This window comes from Enterobacter cloacae complex sp. SHL012 (genome assembly GCF_049237505.1).
Taxonomy (GTDB): Bacteria; Pseudomonadota; Gammaproteobacteria; order Enterobacterales; family Enterobacteriaceae; genus Enterobacter; species Enterobacter kobei.
Genome location: NZ_JBMKIZ010000003.1, coordinates 251,950 through 264,281 on the forward strand (window position 1 = coordinate 251,950; position 12,332 = coordinate 264,281).

At 54.6% G+C, this 12,332-nt stretch carries 10 protein-coding genes and 1 pseudogene; 5 read left to right on the forward strand and 6 right to left on the reverse strand.

Annotation, left to right across the window (positions count from 1 at the left end; translation table 11 throughout):
- Nucleotides 1–3: 3 nt before the first annotated feature.
- The 3 genes from lgt to rppH form a co-directional block, all read right to left on the reverse strand.
- A complete protein-coding gene (gene lgt, locus ACOTY9_RS12345; protein WP_032635654.1) occupies nt 4–879 on the reverse strand; it encodes a prolipoprotein diacylglyceryl transferase in 876 nt (291 codons plus the stop codon).
- Between the two features lie 194 nt (nt 880–1,073).
- Nucleotides 1,074–3,320 carry a phosphoenolpyruvate--protein phosphotransferase gene (ptsP, locus tag ACOTY9_RS12350; protein WP_014885083.1) on the reverse strand — a complete coding sequence of 749 codons (2,247 nt, stop codon included), beginning with the start codon at nt 3,318–3,320 and terminating at the stop codon, nt 1,074–1,076.
- A 12-nt stretch (nt 3,321–3,332) separates the two neighbouring features.
- Nucleotides 3,333–3,863 carry an RNA pyrophosphohydrolase gene (gene rppH, locus ACOTY9_RS12355; RefSeq protein ID WP_013098553.1) on the reverse strand — a complete coding sequence of 177 codons (531 nt, stop codon included), beginning with the start codon at nt 3,861–3,863 and terminating at the stop codon, nt 3,333–3,335.
- A 463-nt stretch (nt 3,864–4,326) separates the two neighbouring features.
- Here rppH and ACOTY9_RS12360 point away from each other — a divergent pair.
- From ACOTY9_RS12360 to ACOTY9_RS12375, 4 genes and pseudogenes are all read left to right on the forward strand, one after another.
- Nucleotides 4,327–4,392: pseudogene (locus tag ACOTY9_RS12360) on the forward strand (hypothetical protein); the annotation flags it as partial.
- Nucleotides 4,393–4,546: 154 nt separating this feature from the next.
- The gene (mutH, locus tag ACOTY9_RS12365) at nt 4,547–5,239 is read left to right on the forward strand and encodes a DNA mismatch repair endonuclease MutH (RefSeq protein WP_014885084.1); all 693 of its coding nucleotides are present in this window, start codon (nt 4,547–4,549) and stop codon (nt 5,237–5,239) included.
- Nucleotides 5,240–5,367: 128 nt separating this feature from the next.
- The gene (locus tag ACOTY9_RS12370; RefSeq protein WP_014885085.1) at nt 5,368–5,586 is read left to right on the forward strand and encodes a YgdI/YgdR family lipoprotein; all 219 of its coding nucleotides are present in this window, start codon (nt 5,368–5,370) and stop codon (nt 5,584–5,586) included.
- Nucleotides 5,587–5,717: 131 nt separating this feature from the next.
- Nucleotides 5,718–6,758: an NADP(H)-dependent aldo-keto reductase gene (locus tag ACOTY9_RS12375; RefSeq protein ID WP_014885086.1), complete on the forward strand. Its 1,041-nt coding sequence runs from the start codon at nt 5,718–5,720 to the stop codon at nt 6,756–6,758.
- A gap of 92 nt (nt 6,759–6,850) precedes the next feature.
- Here the strand turns inward: ACOTY9_RS12375 and lplT are convergent, their stop codons facing one another.
- Nucleotides 6,851–8,044: a lysophospholipid transporter LplT gene (gene lplT, locus ACOTY9_RS12380; protein WP_045269593.1), complete on the reverse strand. Its 1,194-nt coding sequence runs from the start codon at nt 8,042–8,044 to the stop codon at nt 6,851–6,853.
- Complete coding sequence (aas, locus tag ACOTY9_RS12385; RefSeq protein ID WP_348565893.1) at nt 8,037–10,196, reverse strand: bifunctional acyl-ACP--phospholipid O-acyltransferase/long-chain-fatty-acid--ACP ligase; 2,160 nt, start codon at nt 10,194–10,196, stop codon at nt 8,037–8,039. The genes lplT and aas overlap by 8 nt, the downstream gene beginning before the upstream one ends.
- A gap of 624 nt (nt 10,197–10,820) precedes the next feature.
- On the opposite strand from aas, the gene galR reads away from it, so the two are divergent.
- Nucleotides 10,821–11,837: an HTH-type transcriptional regulator GalR gene (gene galR, locus ACOTY9_RS12390; RefSeq protein ID WP_014885089.1), complete on the forward strand. Its 1,017-nt coding sequence runs from the start codon at nt 10,821–10,823 to the stop codon at nt 11,835–11,837.
- Here galR and ACOTY9_RS12395 read toward each other — a convergent pair.
- On the reverse strand, nt 11,798–12,283 hold the full coding sequence (locus ACOTY9_RS12395) for a GNAT family N-acetyltransferase (protein ID WP_014885090.1): 486 nt from the start codon (nt 12,281–12,283) through the stop codon (nt 11,798–11,800). The genes galR and ACOTY9_RS12395 overlap by 40 nt on opposite strands.
- Between the last annotated feature and the right edge of the window lie 49 nt (nt 12,284–12,332).

Sequence of the window (12,332 nt, forward strand, 5' to 3'; positions counted from 1 at the left end):
TCCTCAGGAAAGTTGTTGCTGTGGACGACGACGATACGCCCAAATCATCATAATGGCACCCGCGACAATCATCGGAATGGAGAGGATCTGCCCCATGCTGATGTACTGTACCCATTCACCGGTGAACTGTGCATCCGGCTGGCGGAAGAATTCAACAATGATGCGGAACGCGCCGTAGCCAATCAGGAACAGGCCGGAGACAGACCCCATCGGGCGCGGTTTGCGAATAAACAGGTTCAGGATGATGAACAGCACGACGCCTTCCAGTGCCAGCTCATAAAGCTGGGACATATGACGCGGCAGCACGCCGTAGGTATCGAAAATGGATTGCCACTCTGGATGCGACGGCAGCAACGCCATGTCTTCTGCACGCGAGCCGGGGAACAGCATGGTGAAAGAGACGCTCGGGTCAACACGCCCCCACAGCTCACCGTTGATAAAGTTGCCCAGACGGCCAGCCCCCAGCCCAAATGGGATCAGTGGTGCGATAAAATCTGATACCTGGAAGAAGTTGCGTTTGGTGCGTTTGGCAAAAATCACCATCACCAGGATCACCCCAATCAGGCCGCCGTGGAAGGACATGCCGCCGTCCCAGACGCGGAACAGGTAGAGGGGATCGTTCAGGAATACCGGGAGGTTATAGAACAGCACATACCCAATACGGCCACCGAGGAACACGCCGAGGAAGCCCGCGTACAGCAGGTTTTCCACTTCGTTTTTGGTCCAGCCGCTGCCAGGACGGCTGGCGCGACGACCAGCAAGCCACATGGCAAAAATGAAGCCCACCAGGTACATCAAACCGTACCAGTGAAGCGAAACAGGTCCTAATGAGAAAATGACCGGATCAAATTCCGGAAAATGCAGATAACCACTGTTCATCTGTCACCACAAGATGTTGTTATTCCGCTGAAAGTGGACAGCGGTAGAAATGCGATTCTGCCTTAAGCAGAGGCTCCAAAGTTGCGAATCATAGCATAAGGCGGGCGTGGAGGATGCGCCAGAGATGTAAAAGATGTGTATAGGGTTTTATCAGCACTGGTGCCCTCTCACCACAGGGAGAGGGAGTAAGAGGATTAGCGGCCGCCGCGAATCAGGCCACCCATACCGCGTCGTTCCATAAACGCCGCCACCTGGTGCCGTACCTCCGCGGACAGCTGCGCTTCAAGACTGCGCTCAGCCAGCTCGCGAGCATCATTGATGTCGATATGTCGCAACAAATACTTCACGCGTGCGACGGCACGGCCGTTCATCGACAGGTGGCGATACCCCAGACCAATCAGGATCGCGACGCACATTGAATCCCCGGCCATTTCGCCGCACAGGCGTAAATCAATGCCGTACTGCTCCGCCTCACGGGCAATCATCGCTAACGCGCGAATGATCGCCGGATGCAGACTGTCGTAAATACTGGCGACGCGGGTGTTGTTACGATCGACGGCCAGAATATATTGCGTCAGGTCGTTCGTACCGACAGAGATAAAATCAACGCGGTTAGCCAGCTGCGGCAACATAAAGACCATCGACGGCACTTCGAGCATGACACCGATCCGTGGTTTAGGGATCGCATAGCCAATCATCTCTTCCACTTCCCGGCCAGCACGTTCGATCAGGCGCCGCGCTTCGTCGATCTCATCAATACTGGTCACCATCGGCAGTAAGATGCTGAGATTTCCCGTCGCCGCGTTGGCGCGCAGCATGGCGCGCACCTGGATCAGAAAGATCTCCGGCTGATCGAGCGTAATACGGATCCCGCGCCAGCCCAGGCATGGGTTCTCTTCGCTGATCGGCATATACGGCAGCTGTTTATCCGCCCCGACGTCCAGGGTACGCAGGGTGACGGGCTTGTCGTTAAACATCTGCAACATGCCCTGATACTGCGCCACCTGCTCCTCTTCGGAGGGGAAACCACTTTGCAACATAAACGGGATTTCAGTGCGGTATAAACCGATGCCGTCGATGCGGCTGCCAAGCTTCTCCTCGTGTTCCGGGCTTAAGCCCGCGTTGAGCATGACTTTGATCCGCTCTCCGCTTTTGAGTTGCGCAGGCAGGTTAACGTCATCTTCCGCCAGCTTGCTTAATTCATTCTCTTCGCTGATGAGACGCTGATATTCCTGAAGCAGAACCGGCTCAGGATCGACCAGCAGTTCACCGCGGTAACCATCAACCACCAGCGTGCGTCGGTGCAGTACCGACGGCTGGATATCCGCCCCCATAACGGTAGGAATACCCAGCGCACGTACCATAATGGCGGCATGTGAGTTGGCGGCACCATCGCGCACCACGACGCCGGCCAGCCGGTCCTGAGGCAGTTCAGCCAGCGTGGTTGCCGAGAGTTCATCGGCAACCAGGACAAACCGTTTTGGCCAGGCATTTGGCCCCTGAATGGTGTCATCCAGATGGAACAGCAGACGTTGGCCCAGCGCGCGTAAATCTCCGGCGCGCTCCTTCAGATAACCGTCAGTTAATACAGCAAACTGTTCAGCAAACTTTTCGATAACCTTTTTAACGGCCCATTCTGCTACCGAACCTTTATCCACCTCGGCAAAAAGCTCACGACGCAAACGCGCGTCTGAGAGCAGGTGTGAATAGAGGTCAAAGATAGCCGCCGTCTCTTTTTGCGCACCCGCCGCAAAGCGTTTGCTGTAGCGACGAAATTCATTCGCCGCCTCTTCCAGGGCTGCGGTAAGACGCTCGCGCTCCAGCGCTTCATCAAGCGTGGAGGCTTCGTACACCTGCTCCATTAACGGCAGCGTGGCGTCCATCCAGCCTTCAGCAATCGCCACGCCTGGCGAGGCCGGAAGAGCACGGATACGCGTATGACGATACTGACCAAAAAGCGCAGCAAGCTGAGACTGTGAGAGGATCGCCGCCATCTGTGTGGCCAGCGTAACGAGGAATGACTCTTCGCTTTCATCGTACTGACGCAGCTCACGCTGCTGGACGACCAGAACGCCGAGCAGCTGACGACGCTGGATAATTGGCACACCAAGGAAAGCGCGGAAGCGCTCTTCTTTTACGGAAGGAATGTATTTAAAACTGGGGTGTTTTTGCGCATCGGCAAGGTTGATGGGTTCCGCCAGCCGTCCAACCAGACCGACAATCCCTTCATCGAATGCGAGCGTTACGGTTCGTCCCCGTGGTTTTTTCAAACCACGGGTCGCCATCAGGTAATAGCAGCGCCGATCGTGGTCGGCCAGATACACCGAACAGACCTCGGTCTCCATCGCAAGACAGATGTCAGTAACCAGAATATTCAACGCCTCGTTCAGACGCGGAGCACTGGCCACCTTCTCGACTATTTCTCGCAAGCGGGTGAGCATGATTTGCGTAGCTTAACCTCTTTTACGTCGCCAGGCAGGTGCGCTTTGCGGCTTAGGCGGGATCTCCTGAAGCTGCATAACCACACTTGCAAACTCTTTCATCACCCTACGGTAAACATCGCGTTTAAATGACACGACCTGACGAACAGGATACCAATAGCTTACCCAGCGCCAGCCATCGAACTCCGGCGTACTGCTGGTTTGCATATTGATGTCTGAATCGTTGCCCACCAACTGCAGAAGAAACCACTTCTGTTTCTGGCCGATACAAACCGGCTTTGTGTCCCAACGCACCAAACGTTTCGGTAACTTGTAACGCAACCAGTTGCGGGTCGAGGCCAGGATGCGAACATCTTTACGGCTTAAACCGACCTCTTCAAAAAGCTCCCGGTACATCGCTTGTTCTGGGGACTCTCCCGGATTGATCCCACCTTGCGGGAACTGCCAGGAGTGCTGACCATATCGCCTTGCCCACATGACCTGGCCCTGACGATTACAAATTACTATTCCTACGTTCGGGCGGTAGCCATCGTCATCAATCACCGGACTACCCCAATCTAAACCTTATATATGAATGATTGTTTCACACTACAGGGAGGCGGTAAACCACTCTCTTACAGGCCTGCAACCTAATAACATTTGAATAACTCACAAATAAGGGCAGAGTTATAAACAGAAGTGCAGCAGCGAAGGGAATTTTATTCACCTTTTCTGTGGATATAGTTGTGAAGAAGTGTCTGATTACCCATGAACAACCTGAATCACCGTCAGGCTCCCTCTTTTAATGAAATTATATAAAATTATTATTTTCATATAGTTAAGAATGAAACCATCAACAAAAAAGAGAATAGCGTGACGATCATCACACAAGGGATCATCGTGCTGATGAAAGATCGAACAGCGTCGGTTTTATCCACAGATTGTGCCAATAAGTTAAACACAATTTGTCTGAAATTTGGATTTTCGTCGCACGTCAAGGCTGTAAATTGAAACAGTAGTCAGGGTTATGCCCAGTTATCCCACTTTTCTGTGGATAACATGGTGTAAGATCCTGTTTATTGTCAGTGACCAGATTTGAACAACCCATTTTACGTTTCAGATCTGGTGCTAAATTTTCGATAAAAAAACCTATAAATCATAGACATGGAATATTGGTACAGAAAAAGTTAAACTCTATCCACAAGGGACAATTTCTTCGTTTATTTTTTAATCAAAAGGTTACCTTCATGCATCCGCTTACCCCCTTGCTCACACCGCCGTCAAGCGAGCGTCAGTTGCTGCAGCAGGCTCAGCGTCTGGCGGGTTTCTCGCTGGGCGAACTGGCGGCGATGGCAGGGCTTCCGATCCCGAAGGATCTGAAACGAGATAAAGGCTGGATCGGCATGCTGCTGGAACTGTGGCTGGGTGCCAGCGCCGGGAGCAAACCAGAGCAAGATTTTGCCGCCCTTGGCGTAGAGTTAAAAACCATTCCCATCGACAGCCAGGGCAAGCCTCTGGAGACCACGTTTGTCTGCGTTGCGCCTTTGACCGGTAACACCGGCGTGACGTGGGAGACCAGCCACGTGCGCCATAAGCTGAAGCGCGTGCTGTGGGTTCCGGTTGAAGGTGAACGTCAGATCCCACTGGCTGAGCGTCGCGTTGGCGCGCCGCTGCTCTGGAGCCCGGATGAAGAGGAAGAGCATCAGCTGCGTCTGGACTGGGAAGAGCTGATGGACATGATCGTGCTCGGGCAGGTGGAGCGCATCACCGCCCGACACGGAGAAGTGTTACAGCTGCGCCCAAAGGCGGCTAACAGCAAAGCGCTGACCGAGGCGATCGGCGCAATGGGCGAGCCGATACTGACGTTGCCGCGCGGTTTTTATCTCAAAAAGAATTTCACCGGCGCACTGCTTGCTCGTCATTTCTTACTAAAAACATAGTTTTTTACTTATTTTGCGAGCTAACAAACATAATCGCCTGGTTTTTAAGATTTTACTGCTTCTCCCTGTTTTCATAACGGGTTAATACTACACTATGATTTGATACGAGCCAGATGAGGACGATAACGATGAAAAAATGGGCGGTGTTAATTTCAGCAGTCGGGTTGGCGTTTGCTGTATCGGGCTGTAGCAGCGATTACGTTATGGCGACAAAAGATGGCCGAATGATCCTGACCGACGGCAAACCCGAAGTCGACGACGATACCGGTCTGGTCAGCTACCACGACCAGGCAGGCAATAAAATGCAGATCAATCGCGACGAAGTTTCGCAAATTATTGAGCGATAACAGTCAGAGGTCAGTAGCGTACTGGCCTTTTTGATTTTTTTCTTCCCCTTTTGCTTCCCCTCTGCCATGTTTATATTCCTTTGTCGGGAGGTTCCTGACGCGGTCTACATGTCTATTGAAGGAAGCCGGCTATGCATTATCACCGTATCCCCCACAGCGCTCTGGAGATAAGTCAACTGGGGTTGGGCACGATGACATTTGGTGAACAAAACAGCGAAGCCGATGCCCATGCACAACTCGATTATGCCGTCAGCCAGGGCATTAACCTGATTGATGTCGCAGAGATGTACCCTGTGCCGCCACGCCCTGAAACCCAGGGACTTACCGAAACCTACGTCGGTAACTGGCTGGCAAAACGCGGCAACCGTGAAAAGCTGGTTATCGCCTCGAAAGTCAGCGGCCCCTCGCGCAATAACGATGCCGGGATCCGCCCAAACCAAATCCTCGATCGCAAAAATATCCGCGCCGCGCTGGATGCCAGCCTGAAGCGCCTGCAAACCGACTATCTTGATCTGTACCAGGTCCACTGGCCACAGCGTCCAACCAATTGTTTCGGTAAGCTCGGCTACAGCTGGAATGAGAGTGCTCCCGCCGTTACGCTGCTAGAAACGCTGGAAGCGCTGACCGAATGCCAGCGCGCGGGGAAAATCCGCTACATTGGCGTGTCTAACGAAACGGCCTTTGGCGTGATGCGCTATCTGCACCTGGCGGATAAACACGATCTGCCGCGCATCGTCACCATTCAAAACCCCTACAGCCTGCTTAACCGCAGCTACGAAGTTGGCCTGGCGGAAGTGACACAATATGAAGAGGTGGAACTGCTCGCCTATTCCTGCCTCGGTTTTGGCACGCTGACGGGGAAATACCTGAACGGCGCAAAACCGGCCGGGGCGCGTAATACCCTCTTTAGCCGCTTTACCCGCTACAGCGGCGAGCAGACACAGAAAGCCGTTGCGGCCTATGTGGATATCGCAAAGCGTCACGGTCTTGACCCCGCACAGATGGCGCTGGCCTTCGTGCGCCGTCAGCCGTTTGTGGCCAGTACTCTGCTGGGGGCTACCACTCTGGAACAGCTGAAAACCAATATTGAGAGTTTCCATCTGGACCTGAGTGAAGAGGTATTAGCGGAGATTGAAGCGGTGCATCAGGTTTATACGTATCCTGCACCGTAATAAATGCAAAACGGCAACGCACGTTGCCGTTTTTAGTGTTCGCACCCTCTCCCGTGGGAGAGGGCCGGGGTGAGGGCATCAGACCGCATAAATCAACGGCGACGCTGCCAAAGCCATAATGCGGCAATCGCCAGCGCAAACAGCGCACCAAACCCGACGCCAATTCCCACCACTGGCACACCGACTTTCACCGCCAGCGAGTAGAGCCCCAGCATTAACAGCATCGCCAGGTTTTCACCCAGATTTTGCACCGCAATGGCATTTCCCGCCCCAACAGTCTGCTTGCCGCGCTCCTGCAGTAACGCGTTGAGCGGTACCACGAAGAAACCACCCAGAATACCAATCAGGATCAGCAGAACATAAGCAGGCAATAACGCATGCTGTAGCGAGAAAAGGAGCACCGCGACGCCAATCAGGATCCCCGCAGGCATGCAGCGTGCCACCGTTTCGAGCGTCACCAGCTTCGCCGCCGCGCCCGCACCAACAACAATACCAATCGCCACCATCGCGTTAAGATAGGTCGGCGTCGCATTGTCGGTAATGCCCAGCGCCACCGGCACCCACAGCACCAGCAGGAAGCGCAGCGTGACGCCTGCCCCCCAGAACATACTGGTGCCCATCAGAGAGAAACGTGTTTCACCGTTACGCCACAGCACGCGGCAGGCATTAAAGAAACTGCCGGTCATCGGTTTGAAGCGCCAGGATTGTCCCGGACGGGCTACCGGCAGCTTTGGAATGAACAGGTTAGCCACGACCGCACCGCCATACACCACCGCACAAACGCCCAGCGCCGCCAGGACATGCCAGTCGGCCAGTACACCGCCCGCGACGGAGCCGAGCAGGATAGCGGCGATAGTAGACGACTCCATCAGGCCGTTGGCTTTCACCAGCTTATCACCCGTGGTCAGCTCCCCGAGGATGCCATATTTCGCCGGTGAGTAGGCGGCAGCACCAATGCCCACCAGCGTGTAGCCAATAAACGGATTGAAACCAAAGCAAATGCTGGCGGCCCCCAGCAGCTTCAGACCGTTGGCAAACATCATCACCCGACCTTTCGGGAAACTGTCCGCCACCTGCCCTACAAACGGCGCGAAGATAATGTAAGCGCCCACAAACACCATCTGCAGGATCGGCTGACTCCAGTCAGGGTAAAACTCGGCCTTCAGCAGCGCCAGGGTGGCAAACAACAGCGCGTTATCGCCGAACGCAGAGAGAAACTGCGCGGCAATCACTGCCATCATGCCTTTAGACCTAAGCGATGTGTTAGTGTGCACTGACTCACGCATTTTGCTGTTCCGCCTCTTCAACCATGCCTTTCAGGGTCACAAAGTCAGGCTTACCGCTACCCAGTACCGGAAGGTGTTTCAGGTAACGAATATCGCGCGGTACCGCCAGTTCGGGAATACCATGCTCACGCGCATGGCTAAGTAACCTGTCGCGCTTCAGCTCACTGTCGGTGGTAAACAGGACCAGCGCCTCGCCTTTGCTGGCATCACTCTTCACCACGGTCGCGTGCATCTTATCCGCGGACACCGCCGTCGCCAGCTGCTCAACCATCTCCAGAGAGACCATTTCACCGGCGATTTTGGCGAAGCGTTTTGCACGCCCCTGAATCTGCACAAAGCCCTGCTCGTCGAAGCGAACGATATCACCGGTGTCGTACCAGCCGGTTTCGACCTCACCGTTCACGTTTTCCGCCGTTGGCGCTTCCAGCACGCCCGGGTTTTCCACGCGCAGGTAACCGTTCATCACGTTTGGTCCTTTCAGCTGCAGGCGGCCACCGTCCTCAATGCCCGGTACCGCCAGCAGACGCGCATCCATTCCCGGCAGAATTCGGCCAACCGTACCCGGCTTCGCCGCCATCGGCACGTTGATGGAGACGACGGGTGCGCACTCCGTAACGCCATAGCCTTCAAGAATGCGCAGGCCAAACTTGTCCTGCCAGATCTGACGCGTGCTCTCCTGCAGTTTTTCCGCCCCCGCCACCACATAACGCACACGATAGAAATCATATGGATTAGCGAAACGCGCATAGTTGCCCAGGAAGGTTGAGGTCCCAAACAGGACGGTGCAGTTACGGTCATACACCAGCTCCGGCACAATGCGGTAATGCAGCGGGCTGGGATAGAGGAACACTTCTGCGCCGGTCAGCAGCGGCGTAAACAGCCCCACCGTCAGACCAAAGGAGTGGAACAGCGGCAGCGCAGACATAAAACGGTCACTGGCGGTAAAGTCAGCAATGCTTTTGATCTGTTCAACGTTCGCGAGAATACTCTTGTGGCTGTGAACAACGCCTTTCGGGTTGCCTTCCGAACCGGAGGTAAAGAGGATAATCGCGTCATCTTCCGGCTGCTGTTTAACCTGTGCCAGATGGGGCATCAGCAGGTGAGCGAAAATCCACAGCTTGTCGCCCGTCGTCACGTCCGCCTTCAGATCTTCCAGGAAGACCCAGCGAACCTGAGTCAGCTGCTCCGGCAGATGCCACAGCTTGCCTTTATCCAGGAACTGGCGAGAGGTAAAAACGGTGTTGATTTGGGCCGCAGTGATGGCACTGGTCAGCCCTTTTACACCCGCCGTGTAGTTCATCATTGCCGGAATACGTCCGCGGGACACCGCACCAAAAATCACCGCTGCGCTGATGCCCGCGTTAGGCAGCATCAGGCCAATCTTTTCACCCTTCTTACTGTATTTTTCAAGAATGCGGCCCACAAACAGGGTCTTGGTCAGCAGTTTGCGATATGTGTCAGGCGTGAAATTGATGTCTTCAATACAGTTTTTCCTGGCACCATAGCGATACTGTGCCGAAAGCAGAGATTCATACAGCGTTTCGCGCGGACGAACGGCCATTCGCGCTTCCATCATAATCTGGTGCAGCATTTCTCCGGCAATTTTACGGCGATCGCGGGCACGCGGTGCATCGGGCATCGGTAACGACGTTGGCGGCAGAATATGCAGGGTAATTTTTGGGAACAGACGCTGCTTCACCAGCCCTTTCAGGCGGCTGAAGTGGCTCAGCTCTGCGCCTTCGATACGCAGTGGCACCACGGTCGCTTTTGACTTCGCCGCGACAAATCCCGCGCCGTCATAGATTTTCATTAGCGAGCCGGTCACGGAAATGCGCCCTTCCGGGAAAATGACCACCGGACGCCCCTGCTCTACCAGACGTACCAGATGTTTAATCATCATCGGTTTGGTGGGGTCGAGCGGCACGAAGTCAATTAGCGGCGTGAGCCAGCGCATATACCACTGCTGGCTGATGGAGGTATACACCGCAAACACCGGACGCACGGGCAAAAACAGCGCCAGCAGGATGCCATCGATAAAGGAAACATGATTTGGTGTGATGAGAACGCGTTCGCCGCGAAGCGCCTGGGCATCGCCAGTGACGCGGATGCGAAAAATAATACGGAAAAGTGTACGGAAGAACCCAAATAGCATCTCAACTCCCTTTGCCAGACAGTGTGGAGGGTTGACAGTAAATGGTGGCAGATTACACGAGAAGTGGTATGGGAGCGACAGCAAAAGTGGAGGCAAAAAAAAACCTGCGCATCCGCGCAGGTTGGTGCAAGAGATGAGTACGAAAACGTACTAAGAATTCTCACCAATCAATACCTCTGGGATCTTGATTGTGGCCGTTGCCCCTGCGCTTCGCCAGCAGGAAAACGCAAGGGAATGAGCCGAAGTGCAACCAGGTGTGAATATTCTCTTTTGCTGTTACAGGTTGAACTATCAGGCAAAAAAAAACCTGCGTAAAAACGCAGGCTGGTGTAAGTCGTGTTAATCAACCGGAGTTGATTCCACCTATCAATACCTCTGGGATCTCGACTCTATCAACCTCTTTAACGTCATCGCCACCGGACAATCGCAACAGCCTGAGGCAAAGTGTAACCAAAGGTTCAGATTCACCGTCTTCTGACATGACTGCGCGTGTAACGATTACACGATCAGGGGTGTTCTGCGTCACGTTTGTAGTGAGGGGAAATCGGTGCCCCTTGAATGCACGCCACTTTTCCGCAACACTATTTGGTGTGTAAACGCTTACCCCTAATAAGAAGGTTATAAATGGCGACAATAAAGGATGTGGCTCGTCTGGCCGGTGTTTCGGTTGCCACCGTCTCCCGCGTGATTAATGATTCCCCCAAAGCCAGCGACGCATCGCGCCAGGCGGTACAAAGCGCCATGGAAACCCTGAACTACCACCCCAACGCCAATGCTCGCGCGCTCGCCCAGCAGTCCACTGAAACCATTGGTCTGGTGGTGGGTGATGTATCCGACCCCTTTTTCGGCGCCATGGTGAAGGCGGTTGAACAGGTCTCTTATCAGACGGGTAACTTTTTACTGATCGGCAATGGCTATCATAATGAGCAAAAAGAGCGCCAGGCGATCGAACAGCTGATCCGCCACCGCTGCGCAGCGCTGGTGGTTCACGCCAAAATGATCCCGGATGCCGAACTGATCCACCTGATGAAGCAGATGCCCGGCATGGTCATCATCAACCGCATTATTCCTGGATTTGAAAAACGCTGCGTGGCTCTCGACGACCGCTACGGCGCCTGGCTTGCGACCCGTCATCTGATTCAACAGGGACATACGCGGATTGGCTATCTCTGTTCCAACCACCCTATTTCTGACGCAGAAGATCGTCTTCAGGGCTACTACGATGCCCTGCGCGAAAACGGTCTGCCCTGTAATGACCGTCTGGTGGCCTATGGTGAACCGGATGAGAGCGGTGGCGAACAGGCTATGACGGAACTGCTGGGCCGCGGACGGAACTTCACGGCAGTGGCCAGCTATAACGACTCGATGGCCGCTGGCGCAATGGGGGTATTGAATGATAACGGGATTGAGGTCCCGGCAGAAATCTCGCTGATTGGCTTTGATGATGTGCTGGTCTCTCGCTATGTGCGCCCGCGCCTGACCACCGTGCGTTACCCTATCATCACGATGGCCACACAGGCTGCCGAGCTGGCGTTAGCGCTGGCCGAGCAACGCCAGCCACCGGAAATTACCCATCTCTTCAGCCCAACCTTAGTGCGCCGTCACTCCGTTGCGTCGCCTGCTGAAGCGCAAAGCGAATAACGGTACAGATGTACCGTTTTATCGGGATACTCCAGCCCATCGCCAATGTACTGCCAGCCGTAACGTTCATAGAAGTCACGGCAGGCAGACCAGAGATGGAGTTCGTCGTATCCGGCCTGTGCGGCAAAGGCGATAACGTGTTGCTGTAACTTACCTGCCAGTCCCTTACCGCGCGCCGCCTCATCAACGTAGAGCGCCGCCAGCCACGGACAGAGATCCTGTCGGGTGATCAAATCGCAGCGCCAGAGGCCCACCGTGCCGAGAAGCTGTTGGTCTTCTAAAGCGATAAACGTCAACGGCAGTGCCCCCGGCGCCTGGCTGTGCTCAACGATGCTGTGGAAAAATGCCCGTGGGAGCCCCTCGCCAAACGCCTGCCATATCCAGTCGGTAACCTGCTCCGCATACTGCGGGGCTTCATAAAGCGGGAGGATGACACTCTTTTTCACGTTTCACCTGGGTGTTCTTATTAATGGGCTAGCCTGACGCCTCCAGCCC